The following is a 19,479-nucleotide window of genomic DNA, read 5'->3' on the forward strand; positions in this document are numbered from 1 at the left end:
TTTTTTTATTGTTTAGTTTTATTTATGACTTTACTAAAGAAATTTAATACTAAAAATGCTTGACGGGAATTTCTTGTAAAATTAAAGGAGGAAGGAATTAGGATTAAATTAATTTTTTTGAAAAAAATTTTTACAAATCATTTTTAATGCAGTTGAAAAATTCAGTTTATAGCATAATGTGTAAAATTTAAATTTGCCTTATCACTTAAGGGCCGGGCTGCAAAAAATTGACTTCAAAGCCAGTCGCTTGGCCTGTAAAGTGGGATTGTACAAAGTTGGATCAAAACATTTTTCAAAACACTTCGTGGAAATAACTGAAAACCAACTAATTATTATTACTATGAAAATTTTATTATCCTTTATCCTGATCCTGGGAGTGGCATTTGCTGCTTCCGCTGAGAATGACAGGCCAAATGAAGTGGCTGTATCCGTAAAAATGGTCGATCAAAGTAAGGCATTGTTCCGTTACAAAGCCGAGCCAGAAGGTCGTGTTATGGTAAGAATTTTGGACGAGAACAATAAACTTGTCAAAAGACATACCCTATCTAAAAGTAACGCTTTTGCCAAATATTATGACTTCTCCAATTTGGAGCCGGGAACCTACACCATAGAAGTGTTTGAGAATCAAGTTCAAATTGACCGCTTGACGGTAAATTATTCCAGCCAAGAAGTTAATGATCCTGTAGCCTTTGCCAAGGTAGACAAAACCGGGTCAAATGCTTTCAGGCTGCTGGTAAATTCCCTTTTACCATCTGATTTTAATGTCCAGGTTTTTGAAAATGGGTTGTTGATCCATGAAGAAAAAGTGGCAGATGTAACTGGCTTAGAAAGAAAATATAGATTTGCTGGAGTAAGCCCAATGGCGAGAGTAAGCTTTTTGGTGACCAATGATGCTGGATTTTCCCAGTGGGTGAATGTTAGATAAGAACAGATAAAAAAAGCCGCTTTAAGCGGCTTTTTTTATAGAAAGAATTTGAGCTTGATCACTTCTTTTTCGGTAAGGAATCTATAATTCCCTCTTGGGATGTCTTTTTTATCAAGACCTGCATACATGACGCGGTCTAATGCCACGACCTCATAGCCTAGGTGGGCAAAAATCCTTCTTACAATCCGGTTTCTACCTAAGTGGATTTCAAGTCCTAAAATGGTCCTGTCTTTGGAAAGCACTTGCATGTCGTCCACCTCTGCCCTTCCATCTTCCAATTCCAAGCCTTCTAAAATGGCTTTTTCATCACTTTGTGTGATGGGTTTATCCAAAGTTACCTGATAAATCTTTTTGATATTATTGGAAGGGTGGGACAGTTTGGCGGCTAATTCTCCATCATTGGTAAACAATAGGAGTCCGGTGGTATTCCTATCAAGACGTCCAACGGGAAATACACGTTCCTCACAGGCATTGGCTACAAGGTTCATGACGGTTTTTCTTTCCATAGGATCATCGGTAGTTGTGATGAAGTCTTTTGGCTTGTTCAGGAGAAGATAAACCGGCTTCTCTGGATTAATGAGTTTACCTTTATAATGGACTTTATCTCCAGGCTTTACTTTATAGCCCATTTCTTTTATGACTTCACCATTAACTTTCACATCACCCTTTTGGATCAGCGCATCTGCTTCTCTTCTGGAACAAATTCCTGAGTTAGCGATGTATTTGTTAAGCCTTATATCATCGGAGGCGTCTTTTTTTCTATGATTTTGTTTTAACTTATCAAAGTTATATTCTGGTCTTTCTGCAGCTGGAGCTTTTGTGAAAGGCTTTTTGAATTTTTTATCGTAAGTTTTTTTCTTGGAAACTTTGTCAGCAGGCACCCATTCATGAATGGGCTTTTCATCTTTTCCTCTGCCTTTGTATACTTTTTTGTATTCTCCTTCGCTTTTATCATCAGGCTTGAAACTTTGCCTGTTATCTGATTGGCTTTTTCTAGCACCAGGTTTTCCCCACTTTCCCCTTTCTTCGAAACTTTTTTTGGATGTAGGTCTTTTACCTTCTTCTTTGTTGAAAAAATCTTTTTTTGGTTCAGATTTTCTTGTGGATCTTTTCCGATCTTCGTTACCCTCAGGTCTTTGCCCGGGTCTTCTGTTATTGTCTTTTTTCATAGGTATGCAGCATCTCTGCTGGATTTGTTTTTGCCTTATTTTCAGCTATTTAAAAGAATAGCGCAATAAGGCCTGCAAAGATAGACAAAGAAACTTGTAATTCTCTTTATCCTCTGTTATTGTTTATTATAATATGCTTCAACGGCTGCCCTGACAGAACCATATTGGAGCAACATATCTTTTGCTTTCACTTCGTCTAAGCCAGTAGTCTCCATGATCATTTTAGTACCCCTTTTGACCAGTTTTTGGTTGGAAAGTTGCATGTCCACCATTTTATTGCCTTTCACCCTTCCTAGTTTGATCATGGTAGTGGTGGAAATCATATTGAGCACCAGTTTTTGGGCTGTTCCGGCTTTCATTCTCGTACTTCCGGTAACAAATTCCGGACCAACCACCACTTGTATTGGATGTTCAACAGCTGCTGCTAGAGGGGAATTTAAGTTACAGGTAATACAACCGGTTAATAGGCCAGCTTCGCGGGCGGATTTCACTCCACCGATTACATAGGGGGTGGTTCCTGAGGCTGCAATTCCAATGACCGTATCATTGGGATTGAACCCAAATTCCTGAATGTCTTTCCAGGCCTGTTCCGGATCATCTTCAGCATTTTCGACGGCTTTCCGAATGGCCAGGTCTCCTCCGGCAATTAAGCCAACTACCCAATCGAAGGGGACGCCGTAGGTAGGCGGGCATTCTGAGGCATCCAAGATTCCCAATCTTCCGCTTGTTCCTGCACCAATGTAGAACAGCCGACCTCCTTTGTCCATGCGGGGCACAATCTGCTCCACCAAGGCAGCAATTTCATTGAGTTGTTCGCCAACTGCCAAAGCTACTTTTTGATCCTCTCTGTTGATATTTTCCAACAAGGAAGGGATATCCATTTGTTCGAGGTTATCATATAAAGAGCTACTTTCTGTTGTAGTGTTCATAACAATTCCTGATGATAGAGGGTGAGCCCTGCAATAGGGCTTTCAATGACCAAATTGACTTGTATATCGACATCGTAAGCAGCATTTCGCAGGATGTCACTGTTGTAGAATGCGATTGAGCCTACGAAGTTCACTTTTTTCTTTTTGTATCCTTCATATTTCATGACATGCTTCTTAAAAAAATCCTGAAAAGCATTGTAATACAGCATGTAGCAATAGGGTTCACTTTTGTTCTCAGTAATGAATCTGCAAAAACTTGCCATGTACCTGCCAGGGAATGGCTTTTGGTACACTTGTGCTATGATCTCTTCATTGCTCAAGCTGAATTTATCCAATACTTTTTCCCGGATTTTTTTTGGCATCTCTTCATGGATAAAATCCGAGAGAAATTTTCTTCCGATATAAGCCCCTCCTCCTTCATCTCCCAAAATATAACCTGGAGCAGGTCGTTTGTCTATGATAAACTCCCCGTCGTAATCACAGCTATTTGATCCTGTCCCTAAAATACAGGCAATACCGGGTTCATGGCCACAAGTGGCCCTTGCCGCTGCCATCAGGTCATGGTCTACATTGATTTCAGCATGCCTGTAAAGGCTTCTCAAGGCTTCCTCCACCTGAGCGCGGTTTTTGGCAGAGACGCAACCTGCTCCGTAATAATATACTGTATCGACTTTATCCCGTAATTCCAACAGAAAATTATCCTGCAGATCAATCATCATCTCAGCTGCAGTCTGGTAGTTTGGGTTGAAACCCGTACCTCGGTATTGTGCGATTTCTCCTTTTGTATCGATTACCCGCCAGTCCGTTTTGCTGGAACCACTATCGGCTATTAAAATCATCTTGGTTTATAAGTTTGCCCACTGCCTCAAACTTTAAGAATACATTAGCGGTATGTGGGGCGTCGAAGAGTTCTTCGGTAAGGTCCTGTCCTGCCCAATGTTCATAATGCTTTCCGTTTTTCCAAAGTCTGGAATGGGTGAGATCATAAATTATTCCTTGATAAGCTACCCAAATCTCGGGCTTATCCTGCCCGTTGCGAAGGGCAAGTTGCTGCTTGGTGTAGGATTTCATCTACATCATTTTAAGCTGCGCATTGATCCATCTTTCAGGTATTTCACCGGACTGGGCCATCTGATAATCCTGGTAACTGCAAGGGATGATACTGGTCCGGTCGTACTTTCCACTTTCATGCTGGGGGATTTCCATCCACCACTTGTCACTTCTTTTACTTTTGTAAAAGACTAAAATAGAAGGTTTGGCATCCAAAGATACGGTATATTTAATATAATCGCTTCCTTTAAAGGATAAGCTGTCTTTTCTGTCATAAAAACCCTCTATGAAATACCAGATCATGGTGGCTATAATACTAGCCGTTTTGTTTCGGCTGTCATCAAAATAGGGTTGGTATCCATATATACCGATCGAGGATAGCTTTTCATTCATGCCCGCAAATCTACAAACCTGGCAGGCTTCCTCTCCTGAAAGCCCGAAAGGCTGGGCATCAGCAGCACCTGGGGCATCTGAGGCATTGATGGCTGAAACGTCAAAACTCAGTAAATCTGCATTTCTGATGATTGGTTCTGCCTCCTTAAAATTACTTCTTAAGTTGCCTAAACGTACATGTTCGAAATGAAGTTTTTCCAAAACATTGATGAGGTCATGGTCTACCAAAAAACTCTGATATGCCAGATGGCTATAGTTGAAAAGAAAGTTAGGTTGATGTAGAATGATGTCCTGGGCATGAATTTCATAGGCTTCACCTTCATCTTCCATGTCCAATTTGGCATCTAATGTCACCATGGAGACCAGCTTTTTCAAACCTTCGTAGGACAGGTATTGGCCAAAATCCATGTCATGCGTACCACCAAAAAATACAGGAAGGATTTGTTTGCGCATGAGAAATTCCCCCACGGTTTTCATATACTCGATGGAGGTTTCACGGCTTTCCCCCAATTTGAGATCGCCCAGGTCAACTATCTTATATAACCCTTGGCCTTTTTTGAGTTGGTAAAGTTTTTCTCTGATTTCCATCGATGCCCTATCGATGCTGTCATTCTTTTTCATTCCCCTTTTTTCCTTCAGACCAATCAAGGCGATCTGTACCCCTTTTATATCTGGAAATTCCTCTCCGTAATAATGGATGTAGTTGAAAAAACTATTATGGGCGTATTTTTGATGGCACAAAAATTCAGGAACGGGTTCAAAGAAAGATTTGAGATTCATACATTCAATTTAAGAGATACTCAAAAATAAAACAAAATTGGTTGAACCGACAAGCAATAGGTTTTTTCGTATGAAAAGAGCACAAAAAAAGTCCCGCACATTGCGGGACTTTTCGTCATTAACCACCGAAGTCGTCAAATCTTATGTTTTCCTGTGGAATTCCCATATCATCCAAAAGTTTCAGCACTGCAGCGTTCATCAATGGAGGACCGCACAGGTAGTATTCTACCTCATCCGGCTCAGGGTGATTTTTCAGGTAGTTATCGTATAAAACTTGGTGGATAAAACCAATATATCCATCGCCTTCTTCATCCTCAAGACTACTTTTTAACTTCCAATTGTCCTCAGGAAGTGGTTCCGATAGACCGATGTGGAATTTAAAGTTTGGAAAATCCTTTTCTATATCTCTGAAATGAGGAACATAAAATAGTTCTTTCTTAGATCTACCACCATACCAATAAGAAACTTTTCGATCTGTCTTTTCTGTATGGAACAAGTGGAAAATGTGTGATCTCAATGGGGCCATACCAGCACCCCCACCTATATAGATCATTTCTCTTTGGGTTGGGTTGATGTGGAATTCTCCATAAGGTCCTGATATCATTACCTTATCTCCTGCCTTCCTGGTGAAGATGTAGGAAGAACATACGCCAGGATTTACGTCCATCCACTTATTATTGGCTCTATCCCATGGTGGTGTGGCAATACGGATGGTCAACATGATGATGTCTCCTTCAGCTGGGTGATTGGCCATAGAATATGCCCTAAACAGTTCCTCATCATTTTTCATGACCAAATCCCACATTTGGAATTTGTCCCACTCTGCTTTGTATACATCGGCAGGGTGACCCAGTTCAGGGTGAGGAGTGATCTCCATATCCTTAAAGTTTGCCGTGATAGGTGGAACATCAATCTGAATATACCCTCCTGGTTCAAAATTCAATGTTTCTCCCGCAGGCAATTTTACTTTGAATTCTTTAATGAAAGTAGAAACGTTGTAGTTGGAAACTACCTCACACTCCCATTTCTTAATTCCGAAGATTTCTTCCGGAATTCGAATTTCCATATCCTGCTTCACCTTCACTTGACAAGTAAGTCTCACTTTACCTTGCTTTTCAGCTCTGGTCAAATGTCCTTCCTCTGTAGGAAGTACTTCACCGCCACCTTCTTCAATAACACATTTGCACATAGCACAAGTACCGCCTCCACCGCAGGCAGAAGGCAAGAAAATTTTGTTGTTACCCAAGGTACTCAACAAGGTAGAACCTGCAGAAGTAACAATGGTCTTTTCACCATTGATCACGATTTTCACGTCACCTGAAGCTACCAACTTGGACTGGGCGAACAACAGAATAAAAACCAGTAGCAATATGATTATGGTAAATGCTACTATCGAAGTAATAATTACTGAACCCATTTATATTGAATTTTACTTTAAATTTTCAAATTTAAAAGCCCGTTTTAGGCTCACAAATATATTTATAAATCAATAAAATTGACCAAAATCACTGTTTATTTTAGCCAATTAAGTTTGTACTTATAACGGAAATCTGATTTAATTGTTGAGTAATTTTAGAAGAGTGGTCAATCTATTTTTCAATTGTCTTCTATCGATGATGAAATCCAAAAATCCGTGTTCAAGGACAAATTCAGAACTTTGAAATCCTTTGGGTAGGTCTTTGCCTATTGTCTCACGGATTACCCTAGGGCCAGCAAAACCAATTAAAGCGCCTGGCTCTGCGATGTTAAAATCTCCTAACATGGCGTATGAAGCTGTCACACCACCGGTAGTAGGGTCAGTCAATAATGAGATGTATGGGATTCCAGCTTTGTCCAGAAGGGCTAACTTTGCAGAAGTTTTCGCCATCTGCATCAAACTGAAACCTGCTTCCATCATCCGAGCCCCACCTGATTTTGATATCATCAAAAAAGGAATTTTATGTTTGAGAGAGTACTCAATTGCCCGGGCAATTTTTTCTCCTACTACAGACCCCATGGATCCTCCAATGAAATTGAAATCCATACAGGCGATAACCAGGTCAAAATTATTTACTTTACCTACGGCTGCACGGACCGCATCATTGAGTTCCGTTTTCTTTATGGTCTGCTCTATTCTGGATGTATACGGTTTGGAATCTACAAATTTGAGTGGATCTCCGGATTTCATTTTAATGTCCAGCTCTTCAAATTTGTTGTTGTCAAAAAGAATTTCAAAATATTCCTTTGATCCAATTTTTACATGGTAATCATCGTCAGGACACACATAAGAGTTGTTTTTCAGTTCCCGGGTATGTATGATATTCCCATTAGGAGTCTTATACCATAAACCGTCGGGAGCATCTTTTTTTTCCTCTGTAGAGGTCTTTATTCCTTTATCAGTCCTTTTAAACCAAGCCATATATTATATTTTTAGGTGCTGAAATTTTCATTTCAGTGACTACAAATTTAAAGGTATTATCGATTAAATAAAATCTGGCCTTTTCTATTCTGTCTGTTAAAGGGTATTCTACAAATAAAATCAAAAAGTTCTCGCAAGCTTTTGGTGAAAAGTACAACAAATAAAAAAACGTATCATCAGTCTATGGAGGAAGCTGCCTAAGTCTTTGTATTTCATAAGGCGGGCATTACATTCTCATCAATTCTTGCTTTCCGATTTTTCCATAGAGACCCTGGTTTTAGGAAGGGATTCAGGATATTCTTGTTGAATGTAATCTAACATTTTTTCTCGGATAAAGCACCTTAAATCAAATGCAGTAGGGCTGTCTTTTGCACTCATAAGACAGCGCAGTTCAACGGTTTTTTCTTTGATGTCGGTGACTTGCAGTACCTGTACCTTTCCATCCCAAAGGGTGGTGCTTTCCAGCAACTCTTTTAACTTATTTTTCAAATCTCCCACTGGAATGGTGTGATCTACATATAAAAATACCGTGCCCCAGATGTCAGCCGTGGTTCTGGTCCAATTCTGAAAGGGTTTTTCCAAAAAATAGTTGATTGGAAGCACCAGCCGGCGCTGATCCCAAATCCTGACAACCACATAGGTAAGGTTGATTTCCTCTATTTTGCCCCATTCGTTTTCAACCACTACTACATCATCTATCCGGATAGGTTGAGTGAACGCAATCTGGAAACCCGCCAGTAAGTTGGCAATGGATTTTTGAGCGGCAAAGCCTACAATAATTCCCAAAATTCCGGCAGAAGTCAATAGTCCTGCCCCCAATTTCCTTGCCCCCTCAAAGTTCATCAAAATGGCAGAAATTGCGATGACCACCAGAATGATAGTAATTATTTTTCTGATAAAGGCTACTTGGGTAATCAATCTCCTTTCTTTCAGATTATCTTCTTTGTCATAGGGGTAATTCTCTAAAAAGGCATACCTGAGCACATTTGTAAATTCAAACAATATCCAAGTGAGGTTGATGATCGAAAGAATGATAAAGAATTTATGCGTACTGATAAGCTCCATACCCTCTGGAGAGAAAAGCGGTTCAATTAATGGGAAAGTGGCAAAAAACAAACCCCATTTTAGGGAATTGGAAAGTCTGGATAATGCTTTTTTAGCTTTCTCTATCTTCGGTTTATATAAAAGCTTTGCGAGCGGTTTAAAAAACAGGAAAAGTAAAAGATGGCTGAATACCAATAGTCCCAGCGTCGATAAGATAAATATGGTAGTTTCGTTTAACAAGAGTCAGTGGTTTAAGTAAGCATTGGACAATTGAAGGAAAATGCTCTTGATAAATGGCAAAACAAGTTTTGAAGCCAGATTCCTCAATGATTTATGTTGAACGTTATTTCGATAAAAAACAAAATTCTAATTATATTTCTAATTCCCTTTGATTAGGAAAAAAGATTAGACTGAATTTCAAATTAAAACTTAAAGCCCATACATGCAACTCATCTTTCTCTTTCTTTTCGCCGCAGCCGTGCTCATAGGTGCTTATTTTATTTATGGGAAATATGTTTTTAAGAAATTTAGAATCAACAATGATAACATTACTCCTTCTCACAGATTGAATGATGGGATCGATTATGTGCCCAGCAAGCCCATAGTGGTTTTGGGACACCATTTTGCATCCATTGCCGGAGCAGGACCTATAGTGGGACCGATAATAGCGGTTACCTTCGGCTGGATTCCTGCAGTAATTTGGATTTTAATTGGCGGTATTTTTTTTGGTGCTGTGCATGATTTGGGAAGCATGGTGGTTTCTTTGAGAAACGATGGAAAGTCCATAGGGGTGATTATTCAGAAGAATATCGGAAAAAAAGGGAAGCAACTCTTTATTATTTTCAGTTTTTCCACACTGATTTTGGTTATAGGTGTATTTGCCGATATCATTGCAAAAACCTTTGTCAATAATCCGGGAGTGGCTTCAGCTTCCATATTATTTATTTTACTGGCCGTTACATTTGGTATCATCAATAAATTTATTGGAAACAGTAAAACAGCCTTCGTTATCATATCTGTTTTGGGGGTGTTTTTGATGTATTATTTTGTGTACCTGGGCATGCAACTCCCCTTTGTGTTAGATTATCAGATATGGATTTATGTATTGCTTGGATATGCTTTTATTGCTTCCGTGACCCCAGTCTCCATGTTGTTGCAACCAAGGGATTACCTGAACAGCTTTTTGTTGTACGGTTTGATCATTGCTGCGGTAGTTGGTGTTTTCATTGCCAATCCAGAAATCAAAATGGACAACAATATCCACATTACGGCAGATAATCTGGGGTATTTATTTCCCGTTTTATTCGTTACCATTGCCTGTGGGGCGATTAGTGGATTTCATTCCTTGGTGGCTTCAGGCACCACCTCAAAGCAATTGGACAGAGAAAGTGATGCCAAATTGGTGGGTTTTGGCGGGATGCTGATAGAATCCTTTTTGGCCATCATCTCTGTAGGGGCAGTAGTGGTGCTCAGCCGTGGAGAATATTTGGGAAGGTTAGGGGAAGAAGGTCCTGTTCCACTTTTTGCCAGTGGTTTGGGAAGCATGATTGCATCCATGGGTATACCTGAATCCTTTGCGATTGGATTTGTAGCCCTTACTGTTTCAGCTTTTGCATTGACGACACTAGATACCTGTACCCGATTGGCGAGGTTTTCATTGCAGGAATATTTTGAAGATGTCAAAAGTCCTGTAGGGATTAAGATTTCCCAAAACAGGTATGTATCCACTGCTTCGGTGGTTGTTTTTTCCGTTTTACTCTTGGCATCTGGCAGTTTTACTACGCTTTGGCCGATCTTCGGTTCGGCCAACCAACTTTTAGCAGCTTTAGCTTTGCTTGCAGTTGCTGTATGGCTGATAAGGAGGAAAATCAACGCCACCTTTGTGACCATCCCTATGTTTTTTATGTTCACCGTAACGCTCACCTCTTTGGGGCTTTTTGCATGGAAGAATTTTCAGTCTGAGGTATATGTCCTTTCGGTGATAGCAGGTTTACTCTTTGTTCTTTCTATCTCTCTTATTGTTTTGGCATCCAAAAGCCTAAAGAAAGAAGTCGAGGAGCCTGTGAAAATTACCTGACAAAACATCCCCGGCACAACTTATGCCGGGGAAGAATTAACAAAACAACATACCCTATGTGTTTTTTTACATAGCACCATCCATTTTGGCCTTGTTTACCGCATAAGTACCTACGAGTTTCCCTTGTTTCGTTCCTTCTGTTGCGTCAAATCGGTAATGGATACCTCCATAAATCCGAGATACGGCCGCTTCTTCTGCCCAAACTTCAAATTGATTGGCATCTTCTGGGAAAAAGTAAGACAAGACCTCAGCTGCCGAAGCAGAGAAGGTGCTGTGTCCTGAGGTATAGGCAGGAAAATTGGGGGTGCCTAATATGGTTTTGAAACCTGGGATGCTTTCTACTGGTCTGGGATAATGGTAATAGTATTTGGTATCCCAGCATGCAACTCCCGCATCCATGATAGCGGTATTCATGTAGGCAAAAACCCGTGCAGCCCGTAATGGATTCAGCTTATTTTTCACAATGGAAATTTTCGCAAACTTGTTCCAATGACCTGGTGGGGTATAGGAATTCAAACCATCTTCCCACCAATTGGCAATTCTTCGTTGTGTCACTGTCATGTTGGAGGCATACCTTTGTAATTCTTGTGCATCTGACTGGAACTGTGCCGAACCAATTGCCGGGGGAGGAGGTGAGCGAACCTCCTCCACATTGGGCACATGCCACATTCTTACATTTCCAAAAAGCGGGGTCAGCCCCACAGGTCTTTGAGGGGTTTCTGTATTTTCCCATTTCCAGCCGAATCTTTCATAAGCAGCATTGGCTATAGAATCAGAAACAGCTTTGGATGTTTGGGCCTGAGCCATTCCATCGGTAGATGCCCGTTGTTTCGCCAAGGAAACGATTTCCTCTGCAATGGAAATTCCTGCTTCAATATCGCTCGGGACATTTTGGCCTGAATGTACCAGACTTTTAAGATGCTCTTTGTATTTTTCTTCCAAAAAAGCAGCTTCCAATGGAAACATCAGTGTTAGTATTTCTTTTGAAGCCTTGGCAATGGCCGCCCCATGGGAAGGATAAGCAGGTAGTTGGTTTTGAGGGTAAGCAGATTGGATAGCATTGTCCACCCGATAGGGTGCTTCTCTATTGTATTGGAATTTATAATGCCAGGTTACTACCAAGGCATCAAACTGTGCCACACTCAAGTAGGCCAACATTCTACTGGTATAGGGGGGATGCGCAAATGGGAATGGCGGAGGTCCCAAAGGATTGGCAGGATTGGGCAAAGTGTAGGTGCCGTCTGCATTTGGACCAGGAATAAGGTTGTATTTAGCCGCCATTTCCAAAGCAATTTCGTTCCACCTGATTGTCGGATTATTGCTCCAGTACCTAACCGCTTGTCGTTCAGCCGCTGACATTTTGGATATGGATTCCTTTACGGAGGCCAACTCCGCTTGATATGCGGCAGAATTAGTGGCTTCAGGGGTGGCAATGTTGATATTTTCTAGGTTACTGACCAAGATGGTTTGCCAACTGCCTCCATCTTCATCCAAATTATTGAAAGTATAATCTTCAAACTCATAGAAGTTTGGGGTGTCTTCCAGGCAGGAACTTAATAGCCAAAGGACTAAGATAAGACCCCAAGAAGAATTGGTATATTTTTTCATGGTAGTTGCGGTTAATTAACTTTAAACTGATAAGTGATGCCGAGTCCGAAAGTGGTGGCTTTGCCCATATTTCGACCACTGATGGTTTGATTGAAATAGGCCAATGCCCCAAAGCCCTGGTCAGCTTTGATATAATATTGAGTCCATACACCAATTTGGCTGACTTCCATTTTATTGGTAGGTTGTGGTCTGTTATAAGCCCTGATATCATCACCTGTTAGACAATTGAGACTCATGTAAGTGGCCTCGAGCCTAAGCCTGTTTTCAAATGCCCAATACCCAATGGCACCATGGATATTGAGAGCGCTTGGGACATTCATGAAAGAGGAGTACACACTGCCATCCTGGTAATAATAGTTTCGTTCGATTTCAGTTTGTCCCCGCCATAAATACGCAGCAGCAATGCGGAATACGAGTCCATTATCCATTTTGTATCCGCCAATTCCCCTCAGTCCGATTTCAGGCGCACCCACCCCAATGCTAAAAGGCATATAGTCTGAGAGGTAGTTGCCCACAGGCCTGCTAAAGTGTGTATTGGTCAGGAAAAGAATCCTTCCGGAACCTACCCGATGTTGAAGCCAATCCACTTTCATGGAAATACTTAAGTCCTGAAGACCGGACTGGCCTACCTGTGTACCTCCCGATGCCTCGGTACTGATGTAAGGTAAACTGGTGATGAGGTTGATTTTTTTGGTCAGTCCCATGGCCAGCATAGGCATGAACATTTGTCTGTTAAAAGTCCCGATGTTGGCATTCTCTCTTAGGTAAGTGCCTTCCCAATATTGGCTCCAAGAACTGTGTTCATACATTCCGGCAAAACATATTTCACCTTTTGGCATCATGATTTCATCAAAAGGTAATTGCCCTTTGGCAATGGGCACGTAGGACATGTATACCATGGTCAACATGGCTACTGTCCAATAAATTTTTTTCATTGGTTTTTAGGTTTTGATAGTAATAAGAAGTCAAGTCTTGCCCTGAAAAGACTAAAGTGTTTTTATCCAATTCAAAAGATGAATGGTTGTTGCCATACATTAATTAAGAAATAAGCAAATATTCCTTTAATCAAGGGGATAGCAGGTATTGATGCCATTCACTCATGGCAGGTACCATTCAAAATTGTATTAGAATTGTAAGTACAGGACAGCTTAGGCTACCTGAGGAGGGGGAGTGGTAATGTCTGTAAATTGATTCTCAAAAGCTAAAAAAATAAACCCTATCAATTGTTTTTCTTCGTTCACCGGATGGTTAAAGCAGATTTCATTTTTTGGTTGTGTATAGTCTTTGACAAATGTTTTTGACAGAATGGAATTGTTGCCGGAATCAGGCAACTCATCTTGTACCAAGGAACTTATCCAGCGTTTGATAGTGGTGTCTAGGTTCTTTTTAGCAGTGTCAGGAACATAGATAATCTGAAGTGTATCCTTGGTGTATCTTTGTTTAATGGCCCGGTAATGTTGTCCATTTTTTTCAAATTGGGTATTGGTAGTCCTGAATTCTTCTTCATCAGCCATGTAGGGAATGCTCATGGGGATTTCCAGCATCCTTTCTTCCCAGCCCTCTTTTTGCTCGGCATAAATTTTTTCTACCCAGTTTTTTTCAATTTGGATATGAAATGAAAAGTAGGCTACATAGTAACCAAAATGGTACAAGGCAAAGGAGCAAAGGAGCAATATGGCACTGACTTTTCTCAAGATTCCAAAACAATTTTACAGAAATTTAAACAATATTTTGATAAAAATTCCAAAAGCCTAAATTTATTGTGTTTGTACTTTGGTTAACATTATAAATTTTTTCTAAACCCTACTATTAAAAAAAATCTAGTATCAACAACAGACCCAACCAAAATAAGGCCATCCCTCCATAGACCTTGATCACACGTAAGCGGTTAAACCTGTCCAAAAACCAAAGCACTAATACAGGTTTAAACAGGCCTGAAAGTAAGCAGGCGATGCTGATCCAAAGCATAATCTGGCAAAAAAGTTGGATTGCTTCTAACATGGATGTAGGGTGTAAACGAATCGGTAAAAATAAAAAAAGGAGCTAATAAGCTCCTTTTCTGTACTTTTATTTTTCTTTTTAATCTCCTGCATCATGTAGCCTTCAATGGTGTCATCCACCTGGATATCATTGAATTTCTTGATAGAGATACCGCATTCATAGCCAGCTTTCACTTCAGCCACATCGTCCTTGAATCGCTTCAATTGATCGATTTCACCGTCATGTATTACAATACCATCTCTGATGACTCTGATCTTATTTTTACGCGTGATGTATCCATCTGTTACGTAAGAACCTGCTACGGTACCTACTTTGGAGATTTTGAAGATTTCTCTCACCTGAATATTACCGGTTATAACTTCTTCAAATTCCGGCTCTAGCATACCCTCGATCGCATCTTTAATTTGATTGATCGCATCGTAGATGATGGAGTAATGTCTGATTTCAATTTCTTCCTGTTCAGCCAATCGCTTGGCATTGGTAGAAGGCCTGACGTTAAAACCTAAGATAATGGCATCTGAAGCAGAAGCCAATAAGACATCGGATTCTGAAATTTGTCCCACACCCTTATGGATGATGTTTACAGACACCTCATCTTTGGATAGTTTCAACAAGGAATCGGAAAGTGCTTCCACAGAACCATCCACATCACCTTTGATGATCAGGTTCAACTCTTTAAAGCTACCTATAGCAAGTCGTCTTCCGATTTCATCAAGCGTAATGTGCTTCTTGGTACGCATTGACTGCTCACGTAGGATCTGTTCTCTGGAGTTGGCAATTTCTCTGGCTTCCCTTTCAGTCTCGTATACTTTAAAGGTATCACCAGCTTGTGGTGCTCCACTGAGTCCAAGAACCTGAACCGGTGTGGATGGCCCAGCTTCCTTCAGTTTTTTGCCTTTATGGTCAAACATGGCCTTTACCCTTCCATAATGTGGGCCGGCAAGCATGACATCCCCAACGCGAAGCGTACCTGCCTGAACCATAATGGTGGCCACATAACCACGTCCCTTGTCCAAGGAAGCTTCAATTACTGTTCCTACTGCATTTTTGTTGGCATTGGCTTTGAGTTCCAGAACTTCTGCTTCGAGGAGAACTTTCTCCAATAATTCATCAACACCTGTACCCATTTTGGCTGAAATGTCCTGAGATTGATATTTACCTCCCCATTCTTCTACCAAAAGGTTCATGTTGGCCAATTGTTCTTTGATCTTATTGGGATTAGCATTCGGCTTATCAATTTTGTTGATCGCGAAGATCATCGGTACGCCTGCCACCTGCGCATGGTTAATGGCTTCTTTGGTTTGCGGCATGATATCGTCGTCAGCTGCAACCACAATAATGGCAACATCTGTGATTTTAGCACCTCTTGCCCGCATCGCGGTAAAGGCTTCGTGGCCAGGTGTATCAAGGAAGGCAATTTTGTCACCCCCTGTTGTGGTTACATCGTAAGCACCAATATGCTGGGTAATACCCCCCGCTTCATCGGCTGTAACTTTTGACCTTCGGATATAATCCAAAAGTGAGGTTTTACCATGGTCAACGTGACCCATGATGGTTACGATAGGCGCTCTTGATTCAAGATCTTCCGGATTATCTTCTACTTCTGCTACCTCAACTTCTTCATCCGGCTTGGTAAATTCCACCTCATAATCGAATTCATCTGCGATGATGGTAATGGCTTCAGCATCCAACCTTTGGTTGATGGAAACAAACATACCCAAAGACATACAGGTTGCAATAACCTGGTTTACCGACACATCCATCAGGGAAGCCAAATCATTGGCAGAGATGAATTCGGTTACTTTTAGTACCCTTGAATCTTCCTGTCCCTCCGTTTCTTCTCTCTGCCTTTCTGCTTTCTTATCACGTCTTTTGGCTTTACCGCTTCCGGCTTTTCCACCACCTTGAAGTCTGGCAAGGGTCTGCTTGATCTGATCCTGTATTTCTTTCTGTGTTGGTTCGGCTTTTTGTACCCTGCCCACATTCTGGTTAGGCCCTCTGCCTTTGCCTTTTCGGTCTCTTGGTCCACCACCTTGTTGACCGGGTCTTCCACCTTGTTGTGGCGTTTTTCCTGCATCCACAGGTCTATCTCCGCCCCCCGGTTTGTCAATTCTTTTACGTGGTCTTTTTTTCTTTTCCTTCCCTTTTTCATCGGAGGATGCCACTGGTTTACCTTTTTTCTTTGATCGGTCCGCAGGCAGTTCAATTTTGCCCAACACGGTAAGTCCTTTTAGGGCATCTGCTTTAGCAGAAATCAATTCAGAGGGAGTTTCTACAGTGCTTTGTTCGGCTTTTTCCTCTTTAGGTTTTGGAGGAGCTGGCTTTTCTACCTGTTTAGGGGCAGGTGTTTCTTTTTTAGCCTCTGGCTGAGAGATTTTTTCTTTTTTAGCGTCGTCTTCAGTATGAGGCTTCACAGCCTGAGGGGTAGTCTCTTTAGGTTTTGGAGCAGGAGCTGGTTTGGCTTCTTCCTTAACTTTTTCTTTGGCTTTTGGTGCTTCAGGAGCTTTTGGCTCCTCTTTCTTTTCAACTTCCTTCTTGCTGCTGAGGTCAATTTTACCAAGTACCTTAATGCCTTGAAGCTTGGGCGCTTCTACAGGCACTTTTTCAATTTTTTCTTCCGCTACAGGCTCTGGTTTTGGCTGCGGTTTTGGAGGTTGAGGTGCTTTGACCTCAGGAGTAGGTTCTGGCTTTTTCTCCTCTTTTACATCTGATTCTGCCTCTATGGTAAAGGTCTCATGGTGACGCTTACCGATGGACAGATGAGAAGCCTCCTCTTTTTCCAGAGCAGAGGATTTAAACTCCTTGGCCAACATGTTAAACTGATCCATGTTGATTTTGGAGTTGGGGTTGTTTTCTACATCAAAGCCTTTCTTGGCAAGGGATTCCACAATCGTAGCAATACCTACGTTGAGTTTCCTTGCCACCTGGCCCAATCTCATTGTTTTTTCTTCTGACATACGCGCTAAAAACTCTCTCAAATATATTTTGGCAAATATAGGCCAATTATTTCTCTTATTTGGCCTTTATTTTATTGTTCAAATTCCTGTCTCAGGATTTTAAATACCTCATCGATAGTCTCCTCCTCCAATTCTGTCCTTCTTAAAAGGTCTTCTTTGGTAAGGGTCAGAACACTTTTTGCGGTATCCAAACCTGTTTTTTTCAGTTCATCAATTACCCAGCCCTCGATTTCATCTACAAATTCTTCCAAATCCACATCCTCCTCTTCATAATCACTCAGTTCACGGAAGACATCTATCTCATAACCGACCAACCTGGAAGCCAACCTGATATTAAAGCCACCTTTACCGATGGCCATGGAAACCTGATCGGGTTTCAAATAGACCGATAGTCGTTTGTTATCTTTATCCGAAGTAATGGAAGTTACCTTGGCAGGACTCAGGGCCCTGGCTACATATAATTCTAGGTTATCAGTGTAATTGATCACATCGATATTTTCATTCTGTAGCTCCCTTACAATGGCATGGATCCTACTGCCCTTCATGCCTACACAGGCACCTACAGGGTCTATTCTGTCATCGTAAGATTCTACAGCCACTTTAGCCCTTTCACCTGGCTCTCTTACAATTTTTCTGATGGTGATCAGACCATCAAAAACTTCAGGTACTTCATTTTCAAATAATCGTTCCAGAAATATTGGGGAAGTTCTTGAAAGTATAATTCTAGGATTTCCATTGACCATTTCTACCTTATGTACAATGGCTCTGACGGTATCACCTTTTCTAAATCTGTCCTTGGGAATCTGCTCGCCCTTCGGAAGGATCAGTTCATTGCCTTCCCCGTCAATCAAAAGCACTTCTCTACCCAATATCTGATACACTTCAGCAGAAACAATTTCACCAACCAATTCTTCATATTGGTTGAAAAGCAGGTCTTTTTCCAAATCCTTGATCTTTTGGATCAAAGTCTGTCTAGCCATCATTACAGCCCTTCTGCCAAATTCCTCAAGTTCGATTTTTTCATATACTTCTTCTCCAACTTCAAAATCAGGCTCTATCTGTCTTGCCTCGCTAAGGCTGATCTTGTCAAAATCCCAAATATCTTCTGAATTGTCATCAACAATTTCTCTGATTCGGAGTATTTCCAAGTCACCCTTATCGGCATTGATGGTCACATCAAAATTTTCATCCGTCTCATATTTCTTGCGAATCATCGCTCTAAATACATCTTCCAGAATACGGATCATCGTTGGGCGATCCACATTTTTAGACCTTGCAAACTCTGCAAATGATTCTATAAGAACTTTAGCATCCATTTTTTTTATTTAAAAGAGACTAACACAATTGATTTTTTTATTTGATCCAAAGGCAAGGAAATAACTTCCTCAGTGGCTTTCTTGCCTTTTTCTTTCTTTTTTACCTTTAACCCTATGCCGGTATCAGTCACCTCGGTAAGTTCACCCTCCAGCTCTTTGCCTTCCTCAAGGTTTACCCGCAATTTCCGTCCCAAATTTTTGCTATACTGTCTTTTTGAAGACAAGGGGAAATCCACACCAGGGGAGGACACCTCCAATACATAAGCTCCTGGAAGCAGGTCCTTGGCTTCAATTTCTTCGCCCACTGCCCTGCTGACTTTGGCACAGCTGTCAATGTCAAGACCCTTATCCGAATCAATTAATATTTTGACCTGGGGCTTGGGGGACTTATCAGAAACATGCACATCCACAATGAAATGCGATTCATCCGGCAGGTGTTTATTGGCAATTATTTCTATTTCCTGTTTTAAATTCATCTTGATCAATGCTGCTAAATGAAAGAGGGGACCGATGTCCCCTCCTTTAGCTTGGATAATACGCTACAAAGGTAATAAATTTATATTTACAAAAAAAAACAACATTGTTGTAATAAATTGAGAATTAGATAATAATTTTGCCCACCCACGTTAAATGTTTTACGCATTTCGCAGTAAATTTAAAAGCTAAGCTTCAAGATCAACCAAGAAAATAATATAATGGGATTATTCGATTTTTTTTCAAGTGATATAGCCATAGACTTAGGTACAGCCAATACGCTGATCATTCATAAAGATAAAATCGTTGTCGACGAGCCTTCAATTATAGCCATCGACAGGACGAGCAATAGGGTGCT

The 19,479-nt window shown here is 40.9% G+C and carries 18 protein-coding genes; 3 read left to right on the top strand and 15 right to left on the bottom strand.

Going from position 1 to position 19,479, the window contains the following annotated elements:
• Positions 1–340 precede the first annotated feature (340 nt).
• Positions 341–925 carry a hypothetical protein gene (locus tag B879_RS16405; protein WP_040400963.1) on the top strand — a complete coding sequence of 195 codons (585 nt, stop codon included), beginning with the start codon at positions 341–343 and terminating at the stop codon, positions 923–925.
• 35 nt (positions 926–960) lie between these two features.
• Here the strand turns inward: B879_RS16405 and B879_RS16410 are convergent, their stop codons facing one another.
• The 8 genes from B879_RS16410 to B879_RS16445 form a co-directional block, all read right to left on the bottom strand.
• Positions 961–2,094, bottom strand: a complete 1,134-nt coding sequence (locus B879_RS16410) for a pseudouridine synthase (protein WP_009186336.1) — start codon at positions 2,092–2,094, stop codon at positions 961–963.
• 116 nt (positions 2,095–2,210) lie between these two features.
• The gene (murQ, locus tag B879_RS16415; RefSeq protein WP_009186337.1) at positions 2,211–3,023 is read right to left on the bottom strand and encodes an N-acetylmuramic acid 6-phosphate etherase; all 813 of its coding nucleotides are present in this window, start codon (positions 3,021–3,023) and stop codon (positions 2,211–2,213) included.
• Positions 3,020–3,862 (bottom strand): hypothetical protein, encoded by an 843-nt coding sequence (locus tag B879_RS16420; RefSeq protein WP_009186338.1) that lies wholly within the window; start codon positions 3,860–3,862, stop codon positions 3,020–3,022. The genes murQ and B879_RS16420 overlap by 4 nt, the downstream gene beginning before the upstream one ends.
• Positions 3,843–4,094, bottom strand: coding sequence for a cytochrome b5 domain-containing protein (locus tag B879_RS16425; RefSeq protein ID WP_009186339.1), 252 nt, complete (start codon positions 4,092–4,094; stop codon positions 3,843–3,845). The genes B879_RS16420 and B879_RS16425 overlap by 20 nt, the downstream gene beginning before the upstream one ends.
• Positions 4,095–5,246 carry a formimidoylglutamase gene (locus B879_RS16430; protein ID WP_009186340.1) on the bottom strand — a complete coding sequence of 384 codons (1,152 nt, stop codon included), beginning with the start codon at positions 5,244–5,246 and terminating at the stop codon, positions 4,095–4,097. It abuts the gene before it with no gap.
• Between the two features lie 118 nt (positions 5,247–5,364).
• On the bottom strand, positions 5,365–6,663 hold the full coding sequence (gene nqrF / locus B879_RS16435; RefSeq protein ID WP_009186341.1) for an NADH:ubiquinone reductase (Na(+)-transporting) subunit F: 1,299 nt from the start codon (positions 6,661–6,663) through the stop codon (positions 5,365–5,367).
• Positions 6,664–6,801: 138 nt separating this feature from the next.
• Complete coding sequence (gene accD, locus B879_RS16440) at positions 6,802–7,644, bottom strand: acetyl-CoA carboxylase, carboxyltransferase subunit beta (RefSeq protein ID WP_009186342.1); 843 nt, start codon at positions 7,642–7,644, stop codon at positions 6,802–6,804.
• A gap of 237 nt (positions 7,645–7,881) precedes the next feature.
• Complete coding sequence (locus tag B879_RS16445) at positions 7,882–8,928, bottom strand: mechanosensitive ion channel family protein (RefSeq protein ID WP_009186343.1); 1,047 nt, start codon at positions 8,926–8,928, stop codon at positions 7,882–7,884.
• A 202-nt stretch (positions 8,929–9,130) separates the two neighbouring features.
• Between B879_RS16445 and B879_RS16450 the strand changes: the two genes are divergently transcribed.
• The gene (locus B879_RS16450) at positions 9,131–10,765 is read left to right on the top strand and encodes a carbon starvation CstA family protein (RefSeq protein ID WP_009186344.1); all 1,635 of its coding nucleotides are present in this window, start codon (positions 9,131–9,133) and stop codon (positions 10,763–10,765) included.
• A gap of 66 nt (positions 10,766–10,831) precedes the next feature.
• Here B879_RS16450 and B879_RS16455 read toward each other — a convergent pair whose 3' ends face one another.
• From B879_RS16455 to rimP, 7 genes are all read right to left on the bottom strand, one after another.
• Positions 10,832–12,373: a vanadium-dependent haloperoxidase gene (locus B879_RS16455; RefSeq protein ID WP_009186345.1), complete on the bottom strand. Its 1,542-nt coding sequence runs from the start codon at positions 12,371–12,373 to the stop codon at positions 10,832–10,834.
• A gap of 11 nt (positions 12,374–12,384) precedes the next feature.
• On the bottom strand, positions 12,385–13,308 hold the full coding sequence (locus B879_RS16460) for a hypothetical protein (protein ID WP_009186346.1): 924 nt from the start codon (positions 13,306–13,308) through the stop codon (positions 12,385–12,387).
• 213 nt (positions 13,309–13,521) lie between these two features.
• Entirely contained in the window at positions 13,522–14,067 is a 546-nt protein-coding gene (locus tag B879_RS16465; RefSeq protein ID WP_009186347.1) for a hypothetical protein, read from the bottom strand.
• 115 nt (positions 14,068–14,182) lie between these two features.
• Complete coding sequence (locus tag B879_RS16470; protein WP_040400959.1) at positions 14,183–14,374, bottom strand: hypothetical protein; 192 nt, start codon at positions 14,372–14,374, stop codon at positions 14,183–14,185.
• Positions 14,368–17,331, bottom strand: coding sequence for a translation initiation factor IF-2 (gene infB, locus B879_RS16475; protein ID WP_040400961.1), 2,964 nt, complete (start codon positions 17,329–17,331; stop codon positions 14,368–14,370). The genes B879_RS16470 and infB overlap by 7 nt, the downstream gene beginning before the upstream one ends.
• A 71-nt stretch (positions 17,332–17,402) precedes the next feature.
• The gene (gene nusA, locus B879_RS16480) at positions 17,403–18,647 is read right to left on the bottom strand and encodes a transcription termination factor NusA (protein ID WP_009186349.1); all 1,245 of its coding nucleotides are present in this window, start codon (positions 18,645–18,647) and stop codon (positions 17,403–17,405) included.
• A 5-nt stretch (positions 18,648–18,652) separates the two neighbouring features.
• Entirely contained in the window at positions 18,653–19,123 is a 471-nt protein-coding gene (rimP, locus tag B879_RS16485; RefSeq protein WP_009186350.1) for a ribosome maturation factor RimP, read from the bottom strand.
• A gap of 219 nt (positions 19,124–19,342) precedes the next feature.
• Between rimP and B879_RS22205 the strand changes: the two genes are divergently transcribed.
• The coding region (locus B879_RS22205; RefSeq protein WP_193786167.1) for a rod shape-determining protein at positions 19,343–19,479 on the top strand (137 nt) is incomplete at its 3' end.

This window comes from Cecembia lonarensis LW9, assembly GCF_000298295.1.
Taxonomy (GTDB): Bacteria; Bacteroidota; Bacteroidia; order Cytophagales; family Cyclobacteriaceae; genus Cecembia; species Cecembia lonarensis.